25 protein-coding genes are annotated in these 25,518 nt (G+C 45.1%); 19 read left to right on the plus strand and 6 right to left on the minus strand.

Features of this window, described 5'->3' with window-relative positions; genetic code table 11:
* The first annotated feature begins 173 nt into the window (after positions 1-173).
* The 8 genes from FCL48_RS20350 (at position 174) to FCL48_RS20385 (ending at position 6,100) form a co-directional block, all read left to right on the plus strand.
* Complete coding sequence (locus FCL48_RS20350) at positions 174-674, plus strand: TlpA disulfide reductase family protein (protein WP_136875093.1); 501 nt, start codon at positions 174-176, stop codon at positions 672-674.
* 123 nt (positions 675-797) lie between these two features.
* Entirely contained in the window at positions 798-1,004 is a 207-nt protein-coding gene (extJ, locus tag FCL48_RS20355) for a selenite/tellurite reduction operon protein ExtJ (RefSeq protein WP_136875095.1), read from the plus strand.
* A gap of 124 nt (positions 1,005-1,128) precedes the next feature.
* Entirely contained in the window at positions 1,129-1,941 is an 813-nt protein-coding gene (uppP, locus tag FCL48_RS20360; RefSeq protein ID WP_169309303.1) for an undecaprenyl-diphosphatase UppP, read from the plus strand.
* Between the two features lie 39 nt (positions 1,942-1,980).
* Positions 1,981-2,673 (plus strand): methyltransferase, encoded by a 693-nt coding sequence (locus FCL48_RS20365; protein ID WP_136875099.1) that lies wholly within the window; start codon positions 1,981-1,983, stop codon positions 2,671-2,673.
* Between the two features lie 64 nt (positions 2,674-2,737).
* The gene (locus tag FCL48_RS20370) at positions 2,738-3,421 is read left to right on the plus strand and encodes a bifunctional precorrin-2 dehydrogenase/sirohydrochlorin ferrochelatase (protein ID WP_136875101.1); all 684 of its coding nucleotides are present in this window, start codon (positions 2,738-2,740) and stop codon (positions 3,419-3,421) included.
* Between the two features lie 58 nt (positions 3,422-3,479).
* Positions 3,480-4,307 carry a c-type cytochrome biogenesis protein CcsB gene (ccsB, locus tag FCL48_RS20375; protein WP_136875103.1) on the plus strand — a complete coding sequence of 276 codons (828 nt, stop codon included), beginning with the start codon at positions 3,480-3,482 and terminating at the stop codon, positions 4,305-4,307.
* The gene (gene hemA / locus FCL48_RS20380) at positions 4,297-5,571 is read left to right on the plus strand and encodes a glutamyl-tRNA reductase (RefSeq protein ID WP_136875105.1); all 1,275 of its coding nucleotides are present in this window, start codon (positions 4,297-4,299) and stop codon (positions 5,569-5,571) included. The genes ccsB and hemA overlap by 11 nt, the downstream gene beginning before the upstream one ends.
* On the plus strand, positions 5,555-6,100 hold the full coding sequence (locus FCL48_RS20385) for a hypothetical protein (RefSeq protein WP_136875107.1): 546 nt from the start codon (positions 5,555-5,557) through the stop codon (positions 6,098-6,100). The genes hemA and FCL48_RS20385 overlap by 17 nt, the downstream gene beginning before the upstream one ends.
* Positions 6,101-6,145: 45 nt before the next feature.
* Here FCL48_RS20385 and FCL48_RS20390 read toward each other — a convergent pair whose 3' ends face one another.
* Positions 6,146-6,457, minus strand: a complete 312-nt coding sequence (locus FCL48_RS20390) for a nucleotide pyrophosphohydrolase (RefSeq protein ID WP_136875109.1) — start codon at positions 6,455-6,457, stop codon at positions 6,146-6,148.
* 98 nt (positions 6,458-6,555) lie between these two features.
* On the opposite strand from FCL48_RS20390, the gene FCL48_RS20395 reads away from it, so the two are divergent.
* From FCL48_RS20395 to FCL48_RS20430, 8 genes are all read left to right on the plus strand, one after another.
* A complete protein-coding gene (locus FCL48_RS20395; RefSeq protein WP_136875111.1) occupies positions 6,556-8,745 on the plus strand; it encodes a carboxy terminal-processing peptidase in 2,190 nt (729 codons plus the stop codon).
* Between the two features lie 179 nt (positions 8,746-8,924).
* A complete protein-coding gene (locus FCL48_RS20400; protein ID WP_136875113.1) occupies positions 8,925-9,467 on the plus strand; it encodes an RsbRD N-terminal domain-containing protein in 543 nt (180 codons plus the stop codon).
* A gap of 79 nt (positions 9,468-9,546) precedes the next feature.
* Complete coding sequence (gene dsrM / locus FCL48_RS20405) at positions 9,547-10,569, plus strand: sulfate reduction electron transfer complex DsrMKJOP subunit DsrM (RefSeq protein WP_136875115.1); 1,023 nt, start codon at positions 9,547-9,549, stop codon at positions 10,567-10,569.
* A 40-nt stretch (positions 10,570-10,609) separates the two neighbouring features.
* The gene (gene dsrK / locus FCL48_RS20410) at positions 10,610-12,238 is read left to right on the plus strand and encodes a sulfate reduction electron transfer complex DsrMKJOP subunit DsrK (protein ID WP_136875117.1); all 1,629 of its coding nucleotides are present in this window, start codon (positions 10,610-10,612) and stop codon (positions 12,236-12,238) included.
* A 31-nt stretch (positions 12,239-12,269) separates the two neighbouring features.
* Positions 12,270-12,671: a sulfate reduction electron transfer complex DsrMKJOP subunit DsrJ gene (gene dsrJ, locus FCL48_RS20415; protein WP_136875119.1), complete on the plus strand. Its 402-nt coding sequence runs from the start codon at positions 12,270-12,272 to the stop codon at positions 12,669-12,671.
* Positions 12,671-13,483 carry a sulfate reduction electron transfer complex DsrMKJOP subunit DsrO gene (gene dsrO / locus FCL48_RS20420; protein ID WP_136875121.1) on the plus strand — a complete coding sequence of 271 codons (813 nt, stop codon included), beginning with the start codon at positions 12,671-12,673 and terminating at the stop codon, positions 13,481-13,483. The genes dsrJ and dsrO overlap by 1 nt, the downstream gene beginning before the upstream one ends.
* A gap of 7 nt (positions 13,484-13,490) precedes the next feature.
* Positions 13,491-14,666 carry a sulfate reduction electron transfer complex DsrMKJOP subunit DsrP gene (gene dsrP / locus FCL48_RS20425; protein WP_136875123.1) on the plus strand — a complete coding sequence of 392 codons (1,176 nt, stop codon included), beginning with the start codon at positions 13,491-13,493 and terminating at the stop codon, positions 14,664-14,666.
* Positions 14,667-14,786: 120 nt separating this feature from the next.
* The gene (locus tag FCL48_RS20430) at positions 14,787-15,413 is read left to right on the plus strand and encodes a hypothetical protein (RefSeq protein WP_136875125.1); all 627 of its coding nucleotides are present in this window, start codon (positions 14,787-14,789) and stop codon (positions 15,411-15,413) included.
* 45 nt (positions 15,414-15,458) lie between these two features.
* Here the strand turns inward: FCL48_RS20430 and FCL48_RS20435 are convergent, their stop codons facing one another.
* A complete protein-coding gene (locus tag FCL48_RS20435; RefSeq protein ID WP_136875126.1) occupies positions 15,459-16,250 on the minus strand; it encodes an A24 family peptidase in 792 nt (263 codons plus the stop codon).
* 72 nt (positions 16,251-16,322) lie between these two features.
* On the opposite strand from FCL48_RS20435, the gene FCL48_RS20440 reads away from it, so the two are divergent.
* From FCL48_RS20440 to aroA, 3 genes are read left to right on the plus strand one after another with little or no spacing between them, the layout of a single operon-like run.
* Complete coding sequence (locus FCL48_RS20440) at positions 16,323-17,111, plus strand: dihydroorotate dehydrogenase electron transfer subunit (RefSeq protein WP_136875128.1); 789 nt, start codon at positions 16,323-16,325, stop codon at positions 17,109-17,111.
* A complete protein-coding gene (locus tag FCL48_RS20445; protein ID WP_136875130.1) occupies positions 17,099-18,043 on the plus strand; it encodes a dihydroorotate dehydrogenase in 945 nt (314 codons plus the stop codon). Before FCL48_RS20440 ends, FCL48_RS20445 begins: the two co-directional genes overlap by 13 nt.
* A 52-nt stretch (positions 18,044-18,095) precedes the next feature.
* On the plus strand, positions 18,096-19,370 hold the full coding sequence (gene aroA, locus FCL48_RS20450) for a 3-phosphoshikimate 1-carboxyvinyltransferase (RefSeq protein WP_136875132.1): 1,275 nt from the start codon (positions 18,096-18,098) through the stop codon (positions 19,368-19,370).
* Positions 19,371-19,463: 93 nt separating this feature from the next.
* Here the strand turns inward: aroA and FCL48_RS20455 are convergent, their stop codons facing one another.
* From FCL48_RS20455 to FCL48_RS20470, 4 genes are read right to left on the minus strand one after another with little or no spacing between them, the layout of a single operon-like run.
* Positions 19,464-20,651 carry a murein transglycosylase A gene (locus FCL48_RS20455; protein WP_136875134.1) on the minus strand — a complete coding sequence of 396 codons (1,188 nt, stop codon included), beginning with the start codon at positions 20,649-20,651 and terminating at the stop codon, positions 19,464-19,466.
* Between the two features lie 14 nt (positions 20,652-20,665).
* Positions 20,666-21,772: a lytic transglycosylase domain-containing protein gene (locus FCL48_RS25545; RefSeq protein ID WP_240744904.1), complete on the minus strand. Its 1,107-nt coding sequence runs from the start codon at positions 21,770-21,772 to the stop codon at positions 20,666-20,668.
* A 4-nt stretch (positions 21,773-21,776) separates the two neighbouring features.
* On the minus strand, positions 21,777-22,733 hold the full coding sequence (locus FCL48_RS20465; protein WP_136875137.1) for an acetyltransferase: 957 nt from the start codon (positions 22,731-22,733) through the stop codon (positions 21,777-21,779).
* A gap of 51 nt (positions 22,734-22,784) precedes the next feature.
* Positions 22,785-25,175 (minus strand): LPS-assembly protein LptD, encoded by a 2,391-nt coding sequence (locus tag FCL48_RS20470; protein WP_136875139.1) that lies wholly within the window; start codon positions 25,173-25,175, stop codon positions 22,785-22,787.
* Positions 25,176-25,518: the final 343 nt, after the last annotated feature.

The raw sequence follows: 25,518 nt of genomic DNA on the forward strand, positions 1-25,518 counted from the left end.
TGAAAATGTAAGAGCTTGACTTGTCTAAAAGATCATTGATGTATATAGTTTAATGTGTTGTAATTTCGATACATTAGGTCTTTTTAAGGTGTTGTGTTGGTATTTTCTCGGTGAACCGAGGAAAGAGTATATCATAGAAGAATCATTATTGAAATCTTCCAGGGAGTTGATTTATGAAAAAGCGGTCACGTTTTTTGACAGCAGTAATTTATACACTAACATTGTTTTTTTGTTTTGCCGCTTTTGAAGCTGTGGCAGCGACCCAAATGCCATCTTTCTCGCTGGAGGATGTTCGAAACGGGAAGACAGTGGACTCGAGTGCCTTTGACGGAAAAGTGTTGCTTCTTACTTTTTTTGCCACATGGTGTCCACCTTGTGCAGAGGAAGTTCCTGTACTGAACCAGCTCCACGAAGAGCTTTCCGGCTCAGGTTTTTCGGTTGTCGGTCTGTCGGTGGATCAGCAGGGGGCATCCGTTGTCTCGAAGTTTGTCACCAGGAAAGATATTAAATATCCTGTCTTGATGGCCAAATCGAAAACTACCGTTGATTTTGGAGGAATTTATGGCATTCCCGTGGCATTTCTCGTGAATAAAGCGGGGCATGTTGTGAAAAAATATAGTGGATATGTGCAGCATGAGATTTTGGAAAAAGATGTGAGAAGCCTGCTGAACTAACCGAACTATGTTGCATTTCGGTTTAAATTGAAATAGAATGGTTTCGTTAATATGCATGTTGTAGGAACGAATAATCGTGGGTCAGCATAGCCCAAATTAACCGGATTTTTAAGGAGAATGATCATGAACAAAAAAATCGTATGTTTCGCATTGGCAATGGTTTTTGCATTAAGCACAGCTGGTATCGGTTTTGCTGCAAAATTAAGCTGTACTGTTGATTCTGTAGATGGTGACAAGGTAACCATGACCTGCGAAAAAGCTGATAAGTTAGCCCCAGGTAATAAGGTGAAGGTTTCTACGCCTAAGAAAGGTGCTATTGAGGGTTGTTAATTGACAGAACAATACTTTTTAAGTATTGTCACGGGTCGGCTGATTTCTGATCAGCCGACCTTTTTTTTTACCCTGAATTCTCCTGTGCGGGGGCTCAACTAAAATTACTTGATTGGGGTCAGAGTTGGAATTAATAAAAGCAATTATCCTTGGCATTGTTCAGGGCTTAACAGAATTTTTGCCTGTTTCAAGCTCAGGACATCTTGTGATAGGTTCTGAACTGCTACATTTTCAGGAACAAGGTGTAGCCTTTGATGTCTGTCTCCACTTGGGTACGCTTGTTTCGGTATTTATTGTTTTTCGTACTGAGATCCTGGCGATGATAAAAGCCCCTTTTCAATTTGCCGGTGGCAACAGGGAGGCAGATGTCCGCCATTTTTTACTTTGGGACATCTATATCATCCTTGCGACGCTTCCCGCTGTTTTTGTAGGGCTATTTTTTAAAAGCTATGTCGACGCTCTTTTTGGATCGACTCTAATTGCCTACTGTATGTTGGTGATAACCGGTACGATCATGATACTCGCCCAATTTGTCCCCGAGAAGAAGGAGGCTTTGACCTGGTGGCGAAGTTTGCTTGTGGGATGCGCTCAGGCGTGTGCTATTATGCCGGGCCTGTCCCGGTCGGGATCGACAATATTTGCCGGAATGGTATTGGGAATACCAAGAGAGACCATCGCCAGATTTTCTTTCATCATGTCAATTCCAGCCATACTCGGAGCTGCAGTTCTTCAGCTTGGTGATTTTTTCCACAATCCGCCAGCGGCAGATACCGCGCTCAATCTTCTTCTCGGGATGGTGATGTCAGCTGTTGCTGGCTATCTTGCTATAAAACTTCTCCTCGATATTATCCGCCGAAACAGGCTGCAGTGGTTTGGTTATTACTGTCTGCTCCTTGCAGGTTGTGGGCTCACCCATCATTTCTTTTTCGCTGCCTGATATCGTTATTTCCTTAATATAAAATCACGGTTTGTCACTATGGATATTCGCACTCTTCCCGAGCATGAAAGGGAAATTTATAATCGTATTCGGGAAAAGTACTCCCTTACTTTTGACAGTCTTAAAGTTGGAGAAAACAAGATCCGGCTTCTCAAAATTGCTGATCTTGAACAATTTCTCGAAGGTAAGGACCCTTTTGCCGATGTTTCGGAATTTCCATTCTGGATTCGTCTCTGGGATGCAGCGATGATTCTTTCCTATGTCCTGGGTGCACAAACAGAAACGAAGGGCAAGAGACTGCTGGAGCTGGGCGCAGGGCTTGGTGCCCCGGGGCTTGCCGCAGCTGCTGCCGGTTTCGAGGTTACACTCAGTGATTATGAAGATATCATTATGGACTTTCAAAAGGTCAGTGCTGCGGCATCAGGTTTGAACAACGTTCATTTTTGTCACTTCGACTGGTTGAATCCACCGAAGCTTGAACCTTTTGATGTGTTGGCTGGCGCAGAAATATTATTTAGAGATGAATTTTTTAAACCTCTTCTTAATGTATTCAAGAGTTGCCTGAAACCCGATGGTCTTATTTATTTGGCCCATGATTCAAAACGGCAGAGTTTGGGGAAATTCTTAAAAATTGCCCAGAACGATTTCGATATTGCCCTAAAAGAGCAGAGTTTTATTCGGGATGGAAAAAAAGTAACAATTATTGTGAACAGACTTCGCCACAAACGATAGTTGACTCAACCCCCGAAACCGTAGTTGTATCTCTTGTGTTTCAAAAAAATGTGAGTTCAGATAAATGCCTCTTTATCCTGTTAATCTAAACATTGAAAACCGTCTCTGTCTGGTTGTCGGAGGAGGCAGGGTTGCCCTGCGCAAGACCCTTGGACTGTTGGCGGCTGGAGCCAGGGTGCGTGTTATCAGCCCGCAGCTGGTGTCAGAACTTTTTCGACTTGCTCGAAGTGGTGCTGTCGAATGGTTTGAACGGCCCTTCGTCGAAGGAGATCTTCAAGAGGTGTTGCTGGTTTTTGCTGCAACAAACGACAGGTCTGTGCAGATTCTTGTTGAAACAGAAGCGAAAAAATATCATGTCTTGCTCAATAGCGCCGATGCACCGGGAGAGAGTGATTTTCATGTTCCTGCCCATTTTCGGCGGGGACCAATGATCGTCTCTGTTTCGACTGGTGGTGGAAGTCCGGCCCTGGCGAAAATGCTCAGAAAGCAGCTGGAGCAGACAATAGAGCCAGGATATCGGTGGGTTGTTGAGTTGATGGGCCTAATCAGGGAGCGTGTTATAGCCCACAGTGGTAATCATGAGGTGAGTGGGGATATCTTTGGTCGCCTTTTTGAGGGTAATCTTGTTGGCCTGGTGCTTGAGGAAAACTGGTTTGATCTGCAGATGCTGTTGCTGCATGAGTTGCCAGAGGAACTCGATAGCGCAGGATTGATGAGAATATTCCTTGAAAGACATGAACAGAGCTGAGCTGTGAAACAGTTTCTTGCCCGGTATAGTAAACACCTCAATTTTTGCAGGAGTAAGCATGGAAGAGCTCAATTATCTTCTCTATCTTTTAGTACTGGGGCTGACTACTTTAGCCATGGCAGCCTACCTTGTATTTTTTATAAGTCAGAATAAGACGGTACGAAAGGCTGCCCGGCTGATCCTTGTAGCCTCTGGAGTAGCGCAGAGTTTGTATATTTTATCGAGATATATTCTTACCGGACATACCCCGATAACTTCTCAGCATGAGACGGTGATATTTTTTGCCTGGGCGACCACCTGGGCCTACCTTTCGTTTCGCTGGCGTTACACCGTCAAAAATTTTGGAACCTTTGTTTCTTTTTTTCTCTTCTGTCTGGTGTTTATCTCGTATTTTTCCTCCCGTGAAATAACTGTTCTCGTGCCCGCCCTGCAGAGTGCCTGGCTGCCTTTGCATGCAGGAGTTTCGCTCGTGGCCTATGGATTTCTCTCGTTGGCGTTTTGCGGTGGTTTGATGTATCTGCTTTTGGAAAGAGAGCTCAAAGCAAAGAAGTTCGGGTATTTCTTTGCAAGACTGCCATCACTGGATGCTCTTGATCAGCTCAATAGTCACTGTATTACGGCAGGCTTTGTCTTCTTGACCCTTGGTATCGTCACCGGTTCTTTCTGGGCCCGACAGGCCTGGGGAACCTATTGGCATTGGGATCCCAAGGAGACATGGTCGCTCATTACCTGGTTTATATATCTTGTTCAGATTCATCAGCGTTTTACCGTTGGCTGGAGAGGCAAAAGGGCGGCAATAATGACGGTAGTTGGATTTTTATCTGTTTTGTTCACTCTCTGGGGGGTGACATATTTCCTGGGAGGAGTACATAGTTATGCCGGCTGAACGACTACTACTTCTCGGAGTAAATCATAAAACCACACCTGTGGAGGTGCGTGAAAAGATTGCGCTATCAAGTGGGTATGACGAGCCATTGACAGCATTGAAAAGAGTCAGGGGGCTCAAAGAATATTATCTTTTGTCCACCTGCAACCGGGTTGAATTTCTGCTGGTTGCTCAACCGGATAAAAATATCGAGCAGGAGATTATTCGCTTTCTTTTTGGAGAAGGAGCTCTTTTACAGGATGTAGGCAAGTATCTTTACATCCTTGAAGGGCAGGCAGCCGTTAAACATCTGTTTATGGTGGCTGCAAGCCTTGATTCAATGATTGTTGGCGAGGCACAGATTCTCGGTCAGCTCAAGGTTGCCTATCGCCATGCCTCTCAACTTGGCTGCACCGGACCACTGCTCAATAAACTGCTGCATAAGTCTTTTTCCGTCGCTAAAAGGGTACGAACAGAGACGGCCATCGGCTCTTCTGCTGTTTCCATAAGTTTTGCAGCCGTACAGCTTGCCAAAAAGATCTTTGGCAATCTCAAAGAAAAGAATGTTCTTCTGGTGGGTGCGGGAGAAATGGCAGAACTTGCAGCAGAGCATTTGGTGGGGCAGGGTGTAGGTGGGGTGGTTGTTGCCAATAGAACCCTTTCCCGTGCCGTAAGTCTTGCCCAGCGTTTTAATGGCAAAGCGGTTTCTATGGATGAGCTCATTGTTCAACTGGAAACTGTTGATATAATTATATCCTCAACGGGGGCAAAGGATATCATCCTCTATAAAGAAGATGTCAAATCCATCATGCGCTCCAGGATGAATAAGCCACTGTTCTTTATTGATATTGCGGTCCCTAGAGATCTCGATCCCAAACTCAATGAACTGGATAATGTCTATCTCTATGATATTGACGATCTCAGCACTGTCGTAGAGATGAATCGCTCCGAGCGGGATAAAGAGGCAGTCAAGGCCACGAGGATAGTTGAGGAAGAGGCCTTGAAGTTTGAGCGTTATTACCAGGGGCTGGCCATCACTCCTGCCATACTTGAGCTGCGCCAGAAGATTGACAGCATAGGTCAGTATGAACTGGAAAAAACCATGCACAAGCTTCCAGGACTCACTGAGGAAGAGAAAAAGCACCTGGAAAAAATGATATCCGCCATTAATGCCAAGGTGCTGCATCATCCGTTGATGTATTTAAAGGCCGATTCCTGTATGGGACGTGATAACAGAGATAAAAAAGTTGCGATTATCCGAGAACTGTTTGGCCTTGGAGATTGAGGTTCGGGAAGAAATTGTGGAAGAGTGTAAAGAAGAGTCTGGAGAGCTTTTTGAAAATGAGTGGTATATTGTCCGATATTCTGGTGAGACTCCAGAAATTGCCTATAATTCCGCGATATATTTCCTGACACGGGCATCTGATGGTCCCGGTATGTCACTTTTCCCTGCACAGCTGGACCAGCTCAGGCAGGCGGCTGTTGATCGCTACGAGGAGATTATCTTACGTGACCTTTATCATAAAAACGTGGGTAAACCCATATACCGCGGGGTGGCTCGCTCTGTCTGTAATTATCAGCGATTCATTAAATTTTGCAACAGACAGGGGTTGTGCCATAAAAAAGTTAAAAGCAGGTGTGCGGTTCTCTTTGCTACATATCTTGAGGTGGAATTTGAACGGATCTGCATGAATGGACAATGCACGGTCATTAACTGCTCTTTCCAGGAATTGCAGAGTTTCGCTGTAACCCTTGATGTTTCATTTTCCTCCAAGTATTTCGCCTTGAAACCATTCTGCCTTGAGCCAGAGTGATGACTTGCAGTGTGAATTGGCTTTTGTGTTACGTCGCTGAGCAAGTTACGGTTTGACTGGTGCAGGATATTTTATTGCGTTTTTTTGGATTTTTTTGTGTGCTGCCGTAAGTGGGTCGAGGTTAAATACTGCAGCGAGGGTGGTCAGGTATATCATGATATCACCAATTTCCTCTTCGAGGTGAACCAGTTTTTCCCCAGGCAGGGCAAGGCTTTCCTCGGGTGTCAGCCATTGGAATATTTCTACTAATTCTGCTGTTTCCACACTCAGGGCCATGGCTAAATTTTTGGGAGTGTGGTACTGCTTCCAATCTCGAATTTTTACAAAATGTTCGATTTCCTGTTGTAATTTTTCCATGATTACCTGATTGTAATGGTATTTGTTTTTCTGTTCTGTTATCACTAGCAGCTGCAGTACAGTTTTGTTTCTCCGCGTAAATCTTATTAATGACGATTATGAAAAAGATAAAGATAGTATCCCTCCTCAGTCTCCTTGTGTCATTGTCTCTGCTGGTTTCAGTTGCAGGTTCTGCGATAAATCCAAGTCAGGAAATTGATCGTAAACGAAACAGGCTCATAGGCTATATCCTGAGTAAACAGCTTCCGGCACTTCATTTCAGTGACAAAAAAATAGATAATGAGCTGAGTAAGGCTGCATTTTATCTCTATATCAAACAGCTGGATTATCAGAAACGCTTTTTACTGAAAGAAGACGTCAAACAGCTTGAGGCCTTCGAGCCTTACATCGACAATAATCTTGCTGGAGGTAACATCTCCCTGCCGGATACTGGCTATGACATACTCAATGAAAAGATCAATATTGTCCAGGATCTTGTCGCTAAAATGCTCGTAGACGAGAAGGTTGTTCTTGATGACGATGGCAAGGTTACCGTGGTTGGAAATATTAATGTTTCTGAAAAAGACACATATGAAACTGATCCCGATAAGATGGATTTTGTTGAAAGTATAGATGGTCTGCGAGAACGTTGGAGAAAAATCCTGAAAATGCAGATCATCACTCAGTATTTTGACCTGAAAGAAGAACAGGATAAGGCACTCGAAAAGGCTGCAGGAGATCAGGAAAAAATTAAAAACCTGACCACAGATGACGCGTCGTTGTGGAAGGAATCAATCATAAAAATTCGTAAACGCAACATCAGTTTTTTTCAACGTCTTCGCCAGGAGACCCTGCAGGATCATTATGATCGTTTCTTTAACTGCATCACCAGGGCCTTTGGCCCACATACAAATTATATTCCGCCTGCAAGTAAAGAACAATTTGACATAAACATGCGGGGAAGCCTCGAAGGAATAGGTGCTCTGCTCAGAGAAGATGATGGTCTTATCAAGGTCGTACGTATCATACCGGGAAGTGCCTCAGCAAGGCAGGGACGTCTCGAGGCCGAAGACATTATCTACGAGGTGGCCCAGGAAGGTGAGGAACCGGTTGATATAACTGATATGCGGCTGCGGGATGCCGTTCGACTCATCCGTGGACCCAAGGGAGAGGCCGTTACACTGACGGTGAAAAAGACTGACGGTTCCAAGGAAACAATCAAGATTATTCGTGATGTTGTTCAGATAGAAGAGACTTTTGTCAAAAGTACAGTCATAGAGTCCAAAGATGGCAGCAAGACTGGGTATATTTTCATACCAAGTTTCTACCGTGATTTTGAGGAGAGCAGGAATGGGGGGAACGGGCGTAACTCCACTGACGATACGCGAAAGGAAATTCAACTTTTAAAAGAGCAGGGAGTAAACGGCATTATTTTAGATCTCCGTGATGATGGTGGTGGTGCTCTGGTGGATGCTGTCGACATTACCGGGCTCTTTATCGATTCTGGCCCTGTTGTGCAGGTGAAAAATAGCTTTGGAGAAACTCGTGTTCTCAGCGATCCAAGCCCTGGCATGGTGTATGATGGACCGCTGGTTGTACTTGTGAATCAGTTTTCTGCCTCAGCCTCAGAGATTGTGGCTGCGGCCCTGCAGGACTACAAAAGAGCTGTCATTGTCGGAAGCAAACACACTCATGGTAAAGGAACCGTACAGACGATTATAGATTTGAACGAAAACATCCCTCTTTTGCAGTTAAAAAAATATGACGATCTCGGTGCCTTGAAGGTAATGATTCAAAAATTCTACAGGGTGACAGGTGGTTCCACGCAATACAAAGGGGTAGAACCGGACGTTGTTCTGCCGAATCTTTCTGAACATATTAAGTCAGGAGAGCGTTATCTAGATTTTTCACTTCCATGGGATTCAATTGATCCTGTCGAATTTACCCCGGCTCAAGGTAAGCCTCTTGATGTCACTCTTTTGAAAGAGCGAAGTCTTAAACGTGCCGCAGCTGATGAAGGTTTTCAAGTCATCAAAGAAGAGGCTGAAAAAGCCCTGGCCAGAAGCAAAGATACTATTCTTACCGTTCAGTACGATGACATGCTGCAGAAGAGAAAGGAAGTTGAGCAGATAAGAGAAAAGGTAGGTGCCCATTATCGAAGATTTCAGGATATTGAAGAGGAAGAAAGTGAATTGGATAATCCTCCCACAGATGAAATTGAAACCAAAACGAAGTGGCTGGAAGAAGTAAATAATGATCCCTACATAAGAGAAGCCGCCAATATTATTGCCGATATAATTGAATTGTAAAAGTGTCTGGAAAGCCTAACTTTACAGAGGGTTAGGCGAAATGTGCACCGAAAAATCTACTTGAAAAAGAGGCGAAAAGGTGCTAGAAATGGCAAATTGTGAACCATCATTCATTTTGCGGTTTTTTTGGGAATGGGGTTAAATACGTTAATCACTAGGATAAATAAGGTTGTGTTTGCATGGATCTTGCCGAAGGTTTTAGAAACCACAGAGATAAAATAGTCAATAAATGGGTGGAATATACACTCTCCACCTATCCATCATCTGGTTTCTTTACTAAGGAAAAAGATAAATTCGCAAATCCTGTGGGTGGGAATGTCAGGGAAGCATTAGGAAATATGTTTTTGCTCCTCACTAAAGGGGCAGAATGCACAGAACACCAGGCTTATCTTGATCAACTCATAAGTATTCGTTCCGTTCAGGAGTTCACTCCCTCTCAGGCAGTAGCTCCGCTCAATGCAGTAAAGCACATCACCCGAGAGGTTTTTGCAGCCGATAAGGAAAGGGCGCATCTGGTTGCAGAGCTTTACGATTTTGAGTTTGCAGTCGATCTTCTGGTTCTTGCCGCCTTTGATACCTACATGCGGTTTCGGGAACGTATCTACAAGATTCGCATTGATGAAATAAAATCAGGCCGTCATATACTCACAGACAGCAAGTGTCCATCGAACATGCTGGCTGTAAAAGATATTCAGGATTTAACTAAGGAAAACGGTATTTAACTGGTTGCTGTGCTCCGGTGCAAGGATGTTTGCGCCTTTGTGTGGTTTCCAAAACAGTTCAACTGAAGCGAGGTAAGAAATGAAGTACGCCTTCTCATTCCTGGCAGTCATAGCGTTGGTATTGATTGCTTGGCTCGGATCGCAGATACCGGGAATGCCCTATTTGTTTGGTGTGGCACTGCCGTATCTGGCCCTGATGATCTTTCTTGGTGGCTTTGTCTACAGAGTGGTACATTGGGCGAAATCCCCGGTCCCATTTTCAATTCAGACAACATGCGGCCAGGGAAAATCACTGGATTTTATTAAGCAAGACAGACTTGAGGCGCCTAACACAACAGCAGAGGTTGTGGCTAGAATGTTTCTTGAAATTGTTTGTTTTCGTTCACTGTTCAGAAACACAAAATCGGAGATTCATGATGGGCCGCACATCACCTATGAGTCGTCGAAATGGTTGTGGGTTTTTGCCCTGATTTTCCATTACTCCTTCCTGGTAATTGTGCTTAGACATCTGAGACTTTTTCTTGATCCTGTACCTGCCTGCGTGGGTTGGGTTGAGTTCATCGATGGTCTGTTTCAGATCGGTGCACCCACCTGGTACATGACAGACATTGGTTTGCTCGCTGGTTGTGCTCTGCTTTTTGGCAGAAGACTGATTACCCGTCACGTGAGATTTATCTCCCTCGTTAATGATTATTTTCCTCTGGTTCTTATTTTTGCAATTGCAATCACCGGAATCCTCATGCGTTATTTCCTGCGTACAGATATCGACATTGTCAATATCAAGCAGTTGACCGTTGGCCTCGTAACATTTTCTCCGGTAATAGGCGCCAAGATTGGTGCAATCTTTTACATCCATGTTTTCCTGGTATGTGTGCTTCTCGCTTATTTCCCATTCAGCAAGTTAATGCATATGGGTGGCGTTTTCATGAGTCCTACGCGTAATATGAAAAATAACACCCGCGCAGTACGTCACGTAAATCCATGGAACCCACGTATTCTGCCACATTCCTATGCTGGCTATGAAGACGAGTTCCGTGAGTATATGGTGGAGAATGGTATTCCTGTTGAAAAGGAGTTGCCTCCTAAGAAGGATGAAGAATAATAAGATTGACCCACAACTAGCTTAAGAGGATAAGATAACGATGGCAGTTCCAAAATTAGAACAATTATCGAAAAGCGTAGTGCAGGGACCATCCTTGGCAACAGGAGCAATACCTACCATGGATTGGATGGATATTCCGGTTGTATTCAAGCCTGGGAATTATGCCTACGTTGCGAAGAAGGAAAAGGTCGAGTACCTCGACAGCCAAAAAGGATTAAGCTTTCCTAATGCCCGTGACTGGAATCCGGAAGAGGAAGACTGGAAACTCCCTGAGGATTGGAAAGATATCATCATCAAGGGTCTGGCTGAGAGACTTGATAAATTCCGTTCCCTGAAAATATTCATGGATTGTTGTGTCCGATGTGGTGCCTGTGCAGATAAGTGCCACTTCTTTCTCGGAACCGGTGATCCTAAAAACATGCCTGTACTTCGTGCAGAGCTGCTGCGCTCCGTTTATCGTAACGATTTTACCCTCGCGGGTAAGATCTTAGGTAAGATGGCCGGCGCCAGAGAGATGACCACTAAGGTTCTTAAAGAGTGGTTCATGTACTCCTATCAGTGTACTGAGTGCCGCAGATGTTCCGTTTTCTGCCCATACGGTATTGATACAGCGGAAGTAACCATGATGATTCGTGAGTTACTCCATCTGGTAGGTATTGGAATAAACTGGATTTTAGAGCCTGTCTCTAACTCCAATCGTACCGGTAACCATATGGGTCTGCAGCCGCACACCTTTAAAGACAACGTCGAATTTTTAGTAGACGATGTCGAAAATCTGACCGGTATCCGCCCCAATATCACTTTTAACCGCAAAGGCGCAGAGATACTCTTTATTACACCTTCCGCAGACGTATTTGCTGAACCCGGTCTGTATACCGCAATGGGGTATATGATCCTGTTTGATGCGATCGGTCTTGACTATACCTGGTCAACCTATGCTTCTGAGGGTGGTAACTTCGGTCTGTTTACCAACAACGAGACCATGAAAAAGCTCAACGCCAAAATGTACGCAGAAGCAGAGCGTCTTGGTGTGAAGTATATCCTAGGTGGTGAGTGTGGTCATATGTGGCGTGTTCTCCATCAGTACATGGATACCATGAATGGTCCTGCTGACTTCCTTGAAGTACCCGTGTCTCCATTGACTGGAACGGTATTTGAGAATGCTGCTTCTACTAAAATGGTGCATATCAGTGAGTTTACAGCAGATCTGATCAAACACAATAAGCTCAAGCTCGATAAAAGCCGTAACAGTCATGTAAAAGCAACCTGGCATGACTCCTGTAATCCTGCAAGAGCTATGGGCCTTATGGATGAACCCCGGTATATTCTGGACCATGTGGTTGACTGGGTTGAAATGCCAGAAAACACGATCCGTGAGCAGACCTTCTGTTGTGGTTCCGGAACAGGGCTTAATACTGATGAAATCATGGAACTGAGGATGCGTGCAGGTTTGCCTCGTGCCAACGCGGTGAAATACGTGGCTGAAAAACACCTCGTCAACATGCTTGCCTGTGTGTGTGCAATTGACAGGGCAACGCTGACGTCACTCATGAACTACTGGAATCCTACTGTTGAAGTTTGCGGACTCACTGAACTTGTTGCCAACGCAATTGTTCGTGAAGGTGAGAATAGACCGGAACTGCCAGAAGGTCTCCGTACCATGCTTTAATAAATCCTGAACAGAACATAGGAGTTAAGTAATGTACAACAAAGGAACAATAATACCGGGACTCGCAATTTTTGTCCTGATAGTGACGTCTCCGCTCTGGCTCAATGCGTTCATGACTGGAAGCACGGTACCAAAGGTTGAATTACCGCAAGGTGGAGAAAAACAATGTGTCGCTTCTGCCACTGAGATGCGTGCCAACCATATGCAGCTTCTTAATGAATGGCGTGATGATGTCTTAAGAGACGGCAATCGTGTAACTGTTATGGTAGATGGCAAGGTGTACCGCAAAGGTCTGCAGATGGCATGTATGGAATGTCACACAAATAAAGAAAAATTTTGTGACTCCTGTCACGAGTATGCATCAGTCAAGCCGTATTGCTGGGATTGTCACTTGACCCCTGAATTGGCTGCGACGAAGAAGGAGACACACTAATGGATAAGCAAAGAAGAAACTTTCTTAAAGTTGCAGGAGCTACCGCTCTTGCAGGGATAACAGCACCTGCGGTGGTGAAATTGACTGCAAGTGAGGCCATGGCTTCCTCAGAACATGCCGCTCCAGCAGCTGGTGGACACGGCGAAGTTGAGGCACCAACAGGTGTGCGTTTAGGGCTTGTCATTGACATGCGAAAGCTCTATGGCAAACCTGAGCTTATGGATAAAATTATTGCATCTTGCAATAAGGTTCACAACATCCCTCATTTCGAGAATAAAAAAGATGAGGTCAAATGGATATGGAAGATGCCATTTGAAAATGTTTTTCCTGAACATTCATCTTATCATGAGTCTGATCTAAGTAAAGAAAACGAGTACTTCGCTCTTTGTAACCACTGCGATGAGCCGCCATGCGTTCGGGTCTGTCCAACGAAAGCGACCTTTAAAGTGGAAGAAACCGGCATTATTGCCATGGACTACCACAGGTGTATCGGATGTCGTTTTTGTATGATGGGCTGCCCATATGGCGCTCGGAGTTTCAACTGGTTTGATCCAAGACCACACATAAAAGAGTATAACGCAGAATTCCCTACTCGAATGCGTGGTGTTGTTGAGAAATGTAACTTCTGCGGTGAGCGGCTCGCTAAAGGTCTTGAGCCTGCATGTGTTGAAGCGGCTAAAGAGGTTGGCGCGCTCATTTTCGGTGATCTCAATGATCCTGAATCTGAGATTCGTAAGGTTCTTGCCGAGAACCATACCATCCAGCGGAAGCCGTCTCTTGGAACTAAACCTTCAGTCTTTTACATAGTGTGAGGGAGTCATGATAGAAAAAGTATTAAAAGGTAACTCGAAATACTGGATGTGGCTCGCTTTCCTGAGTGCATTCATTGCCGTAGGTGCGATTTGCTACATCAGGCAGTTCATATACGGAATGGGACTGACTGGGATGGGGCGTGATTTGACCTGGGGGCTCTATATCTCCCAGTTCACCTTTCTAGTTGGTGTTGCGGCTGGAGGGCTGATGCTGGTTCTCCCATACTACATCCATGACTATAAAGCATTTGGTAGAATCACTATTTTAGGTGAGTTTCTGGCAATTGGAGCGCTGATTATCTGTCTGATGTTCATTTTGGCGGATATTGGTCAAGTGGTTCGTGGCCTGAACATGGTTTGGCATCCGACACCAAACTCCATGCTGTTTTGGGATATGGTCGTGTTGTGGGGGTATCTTATTCTTAATGTACTCTGTGGCTGGGTTATCCTCACCGCAGAGCGCAAACAGGTAAAGCCACCAAAGTGGATTTATATTTTCGTATATATTTCAATACCCTTTGCGGTTTCAATCCATACCGTAACTGCAATGCTCTACTGTGGTCTTCCAGGCCGCCACTTCTGGCTCAGTGCCATTACCGCACCACGCTTTCTTGCATCTGCGTTTGCGGCAGGTCCTGCACTCATTGTCATTGCATGCATTATCATGAAAAAAGTTGCCCATTTTGATGCAGGCAAAGAAGCAATTACTAAGCTCACTACTATTATTATGTATGCAGCTATTATAAATGCTTTTTTTGTCTGTCTTGAGTTCTTTGTTGGCTACTATTCAAATATTCCAGGACATATGCATTCACTTGAGTACCTGTTTTTTGGTCTTGAACACAACGGTCATGTCTATAACAATCTTGTTCCATTCATGTGGACTTCAGTCTTCCTCTGTTTTGGCGGTTTGGGTATCTTTAGTTATTTGAAAATCACTAAAGTGTACAATGAACTCCTGATTGGCGTCGGTTGTGCTGCAATATTCATTGCACTGTGGCTTGACAAGGGTCTCGGTTTTGTTATGGGTGGACTTGTTGTCAGTCCCCTTGAAGAGATCAATGAGTATATTCCAACTGCAAATGAGATAGGTGTTACTTTGGGTATCTGGGCAACTGGAATCCTTATTGTTACACTTCTCTATAAAATTGCTATTGGTGTCGAGCATGAAGTAGAAGCATAGTCAGTCAGCCGTAAAAGTTGTACTTTAAAAGCCTCCGACTTGTCGGAGGCTTTTTTTTTTGTTAGAAGTAGTAAGTCAGAGTTTTATGCATTTCAACATATTTTGGGTGGCGAGGAAACCTTGAAAACGCGCGTTCTGGTTATTTATTATTCCTTTACCCAGCAAACCCATATTTTGCTGAAACACTTTTGTTACGGGCTTGAAAATAGTGGCCTGGAGATTCAGTACGAACGTCTGCAACCTGTGGAACCTTATGAGTTTCCCTTTAAATCTGATCTCCGGCTTGCAAACGTAATGCTGAAAACGTTTTTTAAAAAGAGAAATGAGATTCAACCGGTATCAGAACAATGTTATCAGGATTGGGACTATATAGTACTGGCAGGTCCAACATGGTCGTACCATCCCAGTGGCCCGATACTTGATTTCATGGACCGGTATGGAGAATCTGTACTCAGTGGTAAAAAGGTTATTCCTTTTATCTCCTGCCGTTCATATTGGCGAATACACCATCTGACCATAAAGCGTATGCTTTGCAGGTGTAAAGCTTTGCCGATGGCACCTTTTGTTTTTCAGCATCCAACCAAAGAACCGTACAGATTTATAGGTCTGTTGCTACAGTTACGGGGGAGGGTCATACGTGGGAAATGGTTTCGTAAGCATTACGCATTTTACGGTCACAGTAAGGCTCAGGGCGAAGAGGCTTTTCATTATGGTGAGACACTGGGGAAGAGTATGGTAGAAGGGTAGTTCATCATGAATGTTGATGCCCTGATGTGTCGTCAGGACCTTGGCTCAGGGCCATTCACCGTTTATATAAAGCTGGAAAAAATAGAGTATCTGTTTTGAAAAAAAGATAAATATCAGGGCTGCGATGGAAAGGAACGGCCCAAAGGGAATTCTGGTTCGCCCGCCTTTCTTTTGATGTGACATGGCAATAAGCCCGACAATGGTCCCGCCCAGAGAGCTTGCAAAAATCACGAAAGGTAGTGATTGCCAGCCGAGCCAGGCACCAATCATGGCGAGGAGCTTGATGTCACCTCCACCCATTCCGTCAATTTTTCTGATGAGAAAATAACCGAGAGCAATGGCGTACAGCACGCCACCGCCAATGGCTATGCCAATGAGAGAACTTTGCCAGGAGAGTGTTGTTGAAAAGAATGAAAAGATCAGACCCGCAATGATACCTGGCAGGCTGATAACATCAGGAATAATCTGATGGTGAATATCAATGACAATAATGACGAGCAGTGCTGCACAAAAAGCAAAAAGAGCAAAAAATTCAAAGCTAAGACCATAGGTGTAGATCAGGCTTGCCGAGAGAGCAGCCATGCTAAGTTCGATGAGCGGATATTGCAAAGATATTCTTTTTTTGCAGTGGCCACATTTTCCCCGTAGACAAAGATAACTGAGGACAGGGATGTTTTCATACCAGTGCAGCGGGGTCTGACAATGTGGACAATGGGAAGCCGGGAATGCTATGGACTCATCTTCATTGGGAAGTCTGAGGATGACAACATTTAAAAAACTGCCAACTACGGCGCCAAAGAGTGCAGCAATAATGGCAAGGAAGGTTTGCGGTATCATGGGTGAGTGTGTTTAGGGTAAAATATCAAACGAATTGTGTTTATAAATAAAATCTAAGGTGTTCAGCTAACTATGTCACAATACCAGGAAAATGCAACTGTTACTCGTATAGAACAGCTTTCGGAAAAAAACTACCGGCTTACTTTTGAATCGCCGATGATAGCAGCCGCGACCAAACCGGGACAGTTTGTGATGATTCGAACCAGTATCGGAAAAGACCCGTTGTTGCGTCGGCCGTTTTCTGTACATCAGGTACTCAATAATGGCCTGATACAGATTTATTTCAAAGAGGTTGGTCGAGGTACCGGTATTCTCGGTCATGCTAAGGTTGGCGAGAAATTCTCACTTTTTGGCCCCCTTGGAAGAGGTTTTAGACTCAGCAAGGATAAACCCGCAATTATCGTGGGTGGTGGCTTGGGTATTGCTCCGCTGCTCCTGCTTCTTAAAGAAAATTGCCGTCTGAAAAAGAATTGTGACCAGGATCTGGTCATTCTCGGTGGGAGAAACAGGGAGGAGGTTGAGCCTTTGCTTACCGATTTTAAAAAATATGGGGTGACGGTAAGGACCTCAACCGATGACGGTTCACTCGGGCATCATGGATATGTCACTGAAATTCTAAAATCCATACCGCTAGTGGACGGTTGTACAGTTTATGCCTGCGGCCCTGAGGCCATGATGAGTAGAGTTGCCGGGATCTGTGCTGAGGCGCAGATTGCCTGTCAGGTGTCGGTGGAAAGTGTTATGGCTTGTGGAATGGGAGCCTGCCTTGGCTGTTCAAGACCTGACAACACTGGGTCTTATACACATGTATGCCTTAATGGACCTGTTTTTGATGCGGAGAAATTACAATGGAATATGTAAAAACGGCTGATAATGGGCGCCCGGATATGAGGGTAAATATCGGGTCACTTCAACTCGAAAATCCTGTTATGACCGCCTCAGGGACCTTTGGCTACGCCAGGGAGTTTGAAAACCTGATGAACCTGCATCGACTAGGTGCTGTCATCGTAAAAGGTATATCTCTCCACCCAAGGCAGGGAAACCCGCCGCCCCGAATAGTTGAGACCGCCTGTGGTATGCTGAATGCGATCGGTTTACAAAATGTTGGAGTGGATCGATTCATAGCGGAAAAAATGAATTATCTCGCCGGGCTTAATGTTCCTGTTATCGTCAACATCCTTGGGGATTCTATAGCAGAATATGAGGAAATAACAGTGAGACTGCAGGGCGTGCCGGGTGTCGCCGGGATTGAAGTCAATATATCCTGTCCGAATGTTAAAAAAGGTGGGGTTGCCTTTGGTACTGATCCAAAGATGGCGGCCAGTGTTACTGCGGCTGTGAAGGCCCGGTCAAAAGTACCTGTGATGGTTAAACTCTCCCCCAATGTTTCAGATATAGGGGCGGTAGCTCTTGCGGTTCAGGACGGTGGTGCGGATTCTGTTTCACTCATAAACACCCTTATCGGCATGGCAATAGATCTGAAGACAAGAAAACCAGCCCTGGCCAATGTGATAGGTGGCCTTTCGGGCCCTGCAATTAAACCAGTGGCCCTTCGGATGGTGTATGAGGTGGCCAAAAAGGTCTCCATACCGATCATTGGTATCGGAGGTATTGAAACCGCCGAGGACGCCCTGGAGTTTATGCTGGCCGGGGCAACTGCAGTACAAGTTGGCACCGCCAACTTTATTAATCCAAGGGCAAGTGAAGATGTCGTCGATGGCATCACTGCCTATCTGATGAAGGAAAAATTACCATCAATCCGCTCTATTATTGGCCAGCTTGAACTCTCATAGCCTGCTGCTCAAATGGTCAGTATCAACGATATAATGAAATAGAATAAAACCGATGATTGAAATACAACCGCTTGATAATATAGATATTACGCTCGAGGTACCAGGCTCTAAAAGTCTTACCCAAAGAGCCCTGATAGCAGCCTCCCTCGCCGAAGGAACCAGCCAGTTGATGGGACCACTTGAAAGTGAAGACACCGAATATTCTTCCGGTGCTCTGATGCAGATGGGTGTGATCATTGAAAAAGACAAGGATTGGCAAATAAAGGGAAATGGCGGGGAGATAGCTCCAAGTATACAACCCGTTTTTCTTGGTAACAATGGGACAGCCACACGTTTTCTCACCTCTGTTGTGGGTCTTGGTCATTCTTCATATACGATCGATGGCGATAAAAGAATGTATGAAAGGCCGATCGCCCCGCTGATGAGTGCGCTCAAGGGCTGGGGGGTGGATATTACCTCCATTCATGGGACTGGCTGTCCCCCTTTACGTGTCAACGCCAATGGTCTTCAGGGAGGAACCACAATTCTTCCTGAGGGTAAGAGCAGTCAATACCTCTCGTCACTATTGCTGGTAGCGCCATATGCCAAAAGCCCTGCCACTCTTATTGTAGAAGGTGAGGTACTCTCCAAGCCCTATGTGGCAATGACTCTTTCCGTTATGGCCGATTTTGGCATCGTCGTTGAATGTGAGGCTGATTACAGCTCTTTTTCCATCCCTCAGGGGTGCTATAAGGGTCGAACCTACCGAATTGAAGGGGATGCCTCCAATGCTTCATATTTCTGGGCAGCAGCGGCGATTACCGGAGGACGGGTGGGGGTAAGCAATGTCCCTGTTCCTTCTCTTCAGGGAGACTCAATGCTGGTGCCTCTTCTTGGACGTATGGGATGTGAGATCAGTAAGGTGGGCGATGGATTAAGCCTGAAAGGTCCCAGGCAACTTACCGGTATTACTGTTGATATGGGCGATATGCCCGATGTTGTTCCTACTCTGGCTGTTGTTGCCGCCTTTGCAGAAGGAAAAACGGTGATTAATAATATCGCACATCTGAGAATAAAAGAGTGTGATCGGTTGTCTGCCGTCGTCACTGAACTGACGAAACTTGGGGTAAAAGTTGAGGAGAGGGAAGCCTCAATGATTATCCACGGGGAGGGAGGACGTGGCCTCAGGGGGGCAGAGATTGAAACCTACGAGGACCACCGGATGGCTATGAGCATGGCCGTTGCCGGATTGCGGGTTGCCGGAGTGAAAATTACCGGGGAAAATTGTGTAGCCAAGTCATTTCCAGATTTCTGGCAGCGTTTTGCACTCCTGAAAGGATCGGTGTAATTCCAGTCTCAAATAATATTGTAATGGGGTGCTCGTTTATTTTAAGCGGCACCCTTTTTTATGTCTGATACGAAATCCGTGCAGACCACTGAATCATTGTTGTATCTTCTGAAAACCTTTTTTTACCAGAAAATAGAGCGTTCCCTGATGTCTCATATTGTTTGCCGCAGCCTCTGCGTAATCTCCTGCACCCCAAAAGATATCAACACGACCGGTTCCCTGAATAGCTGAACCCGAATCCTGGGGAAAGACCAGTCTCTGCAAGGGTTGCCATGAGATGATCTTCTGATTTTCTCCAACAATGGGTTTTTCTGATTTCAGGTAGGCAATGCTTCCCGTCGGAAGAGATTGGGGATCAATAGCAATGGAACGTCCTGGAGTGAGTGGTTCACCGATACTTCCCACTGGAGCTGTATCGTTTCTCCACTTAAAGAAAATATATCTTGGGTTCTGCTGCAGTAGAGGTGTCAGTTCTTCTGGATGTTCTTCAAGATAGTTTCTGATTGTCGGAATAGACACCTCGCTCAGTTTCATTATTTTTTCATCGACAAGGTGCTTGCCGATACTTTTGTATGCATGTCCGTTTGTTCCGGCAAAGCCTATGGCCCGAATAGATCCGTTGGGTAATTTGATTTTACCAGAGCCCTGCACGTGGAGAAGGTAGGCATCAAAGGGGTCTTTAAGATAGATAAGTTCATTTCCGGCAAGAGGATCCTGGGTTTCAATTTCCTGTCTCGTCCAGTATGGAACGAAATTTTTGTGTTCATCATAACGGCCTATCTGCTTTTGGCCATCTGCCGCCACTATTTGCGTAAGGTCAGGAGGAATGTTGTAGAGGGGAGTGAGATAGGGCGATATTTTATTGAGGCTGCCTTCAAAAAGTGGTTCGTAATATCCCGTTACAAGCATCTCTCGGCCCCAGCGATGTTTTCGGCCTCCCGCCTGGAAAAACAGATAATTTTCGCCGAGGAATTGATTGAGCTGACTGTCGTTTGGATCAGTGTAGAGGAAATCGACTATTTCCTCAAGAGAGCGCTTTAACCAGCTATTCGAAATCAAATAAGGGCCAATGGTTACCATCTTCGTACCTGGTAAACCCTCGAGGTAATGTAGCTGGGTCTGGGCAGCGGCAAGGAGAGATTCGCGGTCTAGATCATCGATGAGTGTGATGGGATCTTCAAGCTGATGTATGGGTTTATAGGGTTCATACAAGTACCAAACAACCAGTACACAGCAAACCAAAAGAGCTGTCACGACCAGAATACGGCGGTAGATTGTCATTTCAGAGATATATGTTACTTCAGAAAAGATTCTGCCATTTCACTTACAGCCATGGCATATTTATGACTGTGATTATATTCGGTGATCGCCTGAAAATTGGGATAGCCGGCTACGTAGCGCATCCCGCCACCCTCCTCGGGTGCCAGTTCGAGACCAATTATGGAAAGTTGACTCTTATCTGGAGGCCTGGGCAGTTGCACTTTTTGGGTCTCGGTTACATAACGCCAGTCTACCCGATCATTTCTGCCATTTGCATGGACATCAATGAGTTCAGTGGAGTTTAGGGAACTGCCGATTTCAGCATAGACGGGAGCATCCAGTGTCCAGCCGAAACTTTTAAGGTAATTGGCAATAGAGGCAAAGATATCAGGAAGAGAATGTATCAGATCTCGCTTGTTATCTCCGTCAAAATCAACAGCGTAAGCGTTGTAGCTCGAAGGCATGAACTGGGCCTGGCCGAAAGCACCCGCATAGGAACCGTCGACTTCAAGTGGATTGATATCGTTTACTTTGCAGAGCTGAATGAAGTTGATAAGTTCTTTACGGAAAAAATCGGCTCTTCTCGGGTAGGCATCAAAAAGAGTATTAAGAGTACGAAAGAGATTAAATCCTCCCTGGTTTGACCCAAATCTTGACTCGATTCCCCAGATTGCCACGATGACTTCCCGATTGACACCATACACCCCTTCTATATGGTCAAAGAGTTCATGGTACCTCTTGAGGTATTTCTTCCCGTCACTTATGACAGCTGGAGTGATAAAAAGCGGTCTGTACTCATAGTAAGGTTTTCCTTCCCACTGCTTGTCCATCAGTTGAAGAACTTTTTGATCAATATTGACGCCTTTGAAGAGGTTTTCAAGCTCTTCAACGGTGAACTGATGTTCTGTGGTGAGATCTAAGAAGAGCTCCTGATATTTTTTGCTGTGAATATCGATGGGTTGTTTGTCTGTGACCAGGTCTGCAGCCTTGGGTTCATTGTCAAGTGCGCAGGACCAGGGGGGGGGGGCCAAAAAGAAAGTGACCGTCAGACCGAAAATAATGCTGAGATGACAAACACGATTCCAGGATTTCCGTTGCAGGATCCGATTGGCACGGATGAGACGAATTACACGAAGGTACATAATATCAAGGATAGGTAGAGTGGAATGCAGCCAGAAACTTGTCCAGCATTTCAGGTGGGAGGGCGTTGATTCCTGCTGCGGCAGCCCGACCTCCACCAGTTGGGAAAGATGTACAGAGGTTTTCTGCATTTTTTTTGTCCGAAAGAGGCGCACGGACGCTTATTCGCAGGGTTTTGTCGTTGTTTTCTGTGATAATCGCGTGGGCTGAATGTTCCTGTTCACGAGCCTTGAGATTAGAAAACACCCCTGAAATTCTTCGTGCCCAGGGTTGGTTCGGAAAAAAGTAGACCCTGTTTTTCCCTGTGGTATGAAGTGGCTTTTGTTTCATGGCAAGGGCCATATCCTCCGCGTGGCCTTCTCTTAGCTGTATAAGTTGTGGTCCATTCTCTATAAAGTCAAACGGATTTTCAAAGGATTGAACTGCAAGGTAGAGTGCCTCCGGATGAAAATGCAGATCGCTGAGGTTTGTTCCATACCCATTGTAGTTAAAGAGTTCGCCGACCTCCATGAGAGCCTGTCCCTGTTGTGCGTTAAGGCCTAACTCCCTTTGCAGTTTTTGCGCACTTTTGTGCAGGTTGTCACCATAGGCACCGCAAATAGCCCATAAAGGAAAAGCATTATTGAGGTGTTGGTTCACAAGGAGTGAGGTACAGGTGTCAGCTGATGTGTTAATATTGGTGGTAAGAGACAAAGAGCTTGGAACTTCACCTGCAAAATGGTGATCAAAATAGATAATCTTATTTTCAGCCAAAAGGAGTTGTTCCAGAGGAGCACGGTTGCTGTCAAGGGAGACGTCAAAAACGGTAAGAACACTGTTTTCGACGTCTTTAATCTGGGTCAGCAATTTAATATCTCTTTTTACCCCAGTGATCCTTTGTGCATCAGCCTGTGGATGTGCGAGACGATACTGGTGCAGGGCAAATATCCCATCGGCGTCACCATTGAAAATGTCGTAATGCATGGAGTCTTTCCCTGCCTTGTCAGTTTTTAGCTGACGGTTTCAGCAGCTTTGTTAAAAGCTAGCCCCAAGCGGAATGCCGATGTTCGCCAGGTTGAATACCACAAGAAAGCTGGTATCAGTTGTGCTGTATGTTGTCTGGAATTTAACAGACCAACACAGTGCCTGGTAGGTGATTGAGCCTTTGGCTTCATTTGTTTCGTCATCGGCGATTGAATGTTCGATCTCTCCTTTGAGCAGCCAGTTGTCAAATATGGTCGTTCCAAAAGCACCATTAATCTGATCAATGTCACTTGAGCTTTTAAAGGAGTAATCAAGGGAGAGGAAATCACCTCTGCTATTTTCGTAACTGGCCTCTACTGTATGGGCGTTGAATTCGGAGTCATACACATCGTAATAGGCTTTATAGGTAAAAGCAGTGAGTTGAATAGGGTACCACTTGAATTTTGCGTAGACGTCTGAAAATGGTGTGTCTTCAGTGTCGTCATCATCGTCATAATCGTCGTTTGCGTTTCCGCTAATGTTATACGACTGTTCCAGAGTAAAGCTTGCATAGTCTAAAAGGGTATCCAGGCCGGTTTGGTCGAATTTTACATGATTAAACAAATTATCTATACCGTAGGTGATGGTATTTTCTTCGTCGACGCTATCGACGCTGTCAAAGTATGGAATCTCCTCCTGGTCGACATCAGGAAGGTAGTTGTACTTCAGGTATGGCCTTAACTGATGCCTGAGGGGCATTCCGGACTCGCCATTAAAATTGAAGTCTCTTTCCAGGGTTGTCGCAACTTCAGTTTCAAAATCTGCGTAGAAGCGGTTCTGGGTGCTATCGTAGTCCCATTCTTCTTCACCGTAGGTTTCAACCTGATAGAAAGTGTCCCTCACTGAGACTTCAGCTCTCGATTCTAAATACTGACCCAGTGGAATTGGTGTGGAAAGAGATGGGTGAAGGTCAACTCTGTTACCCCCTAAACCGTCCTCTCTCCAATAGTTCACATATTCGGTATCCCAGCCAAGAGTTACGTCTGCAACACCGGTAGAAACAGTTCCTGCATACTCAGCGCTTGGTAGAGTCCAGAGTGGGGTGTCTGTATCACTGGCATCAGTATCTGCCTCGTTGATTGCTATAACCTGACCGATAAAGGACTGCCCGCTCCAACTCTTCAACACTTTGAATGAGTTTGTACGTTCAGTTTCCGTATCATCGTCAAAACCACGACCAAAGACATCGACATAGCGCGCTTGGGTATCGTCAAAACTTGTATAGCCGGTGTTGAATTCATCCAGAAAGTCTTCATCGGATGCAATATCAATATCAAGTCTTGATTGCCAATCTGAGAAATTGTAGTCAGCTTTGCCACGGACCCAGTATCGGTCACTGTTATCATGGGTATAACCGGTATCTTCATAGTATTCAGTTTCGGAAGGATCGGATAACTGATCGTCAATGTAGCTACCGGTAAATACCCCCTTACTGTCGTCGTTTGCCATGTAACGGAATTCTAAGCCTGGCATGACGCCACGGTTGGTAAAATACTGTGGGAAGAAAGTAGCATCCATTGAGTCGGAGATGTTCAGAAAAAATGGTATGTTTGAACCAAAGCCACTGTTGCTGGAATACGAGAACTCAGGAAAAAGAAAACCGGTTTGTCTGGTGTTCTTTACTGGTACGATCATGTAAGGAGTGTAGAGCACCGGTACATCTTTAATCCTGAACATTGCGTGTTTTAAAACCGCATATCCACCAGGTCGGATGTCAGTTTTTGCACTGGAAAAGCTCCATGGAGGAGTTTCCCCCTCATCAAGCTTACAGGTTATAGCCCAGCCGTCCACGATCCGGTAGGTGTCCAACCCTGTTTTTTCTATGGATTCACCCTCAAGATGGAGCGAATCTTCATCACGAATAACCGTAGCGTTAAGAAACTTTCCGGTTTCGTTCACCAGATTGAGAGTCCCTTCTTTGGCGGTGAGCAGATCGTCTTTTGTGACAATTTTGACGTTACCCTTCGCCTTGATCGATTCCAGATCCATATCATAAGTCATCCAGTCGGAGCTTATTTTGACGGTTGTCTCGTATTTGGGAGGCGGGGCGTTTTCGATTTCTTCTGCTGTGGGCTCTTTTGCACCACTGTCTTCTCCGAGGAGTTCATCCCAGGCAGTAACACCGGTTTTATCTTTCTTTTCCTGGACAACCTTTTCCTTTTTCTCCAAAATAACGTTGCCGGTAGCGACTATACTGTTGGGCGATTCGTAGCGAACGACCTTGTCTGCAGAGATGTTCCACTCTTCCGTGGAAACTTTCTCAGCATAGGATGCCTCGCCTGTGAAAAGAGTCCCGCAGATGGCGACAGCGTAGCATGTAACCGAATATTTTGAATACTTTCGGAGGGATGCAGCTACAGTTCGAGCGTTTATGGGGGTGTTTCTGGAGGGAAATTTCGACATATTAATATTTGCAAAAGAGGTTTATGGAAAATATCATGAATTCATATGCTTAGGATCGTAGAAATTGCCTTATTCTAACATACATGCATAAAGAGGTCAAAGTTTACGGTTCTCTGCTGACACTGTCAAGTTTAAAGTCGTACCCTGAAATATAGAATGAGTAAATATCTTAATGGAAAATAATAGCCATATGCTATCTTTGTTTTACCTTTTTTTGTTAGTGTACCATTCCTTCTGTAAATTCATATAAAGCTTGGCAAAAGGCAGGCCAAGCTTATCCTTTCGGGGCCAATTATCAGCAACAAACCGAAAGGAGAAAACAATGACCTGCCAACAGGATTGT

The sequence above is a fragment of the Desulforhopalus sp. IMCC35007 genome, assembly GCF_005116575.1.
Classification (GTDB): Bacteria; Desulfobacterota; Desulfobulbia; order Desulfobulbales; family Desulfocapsaceae; genus Desulforhopalus_A.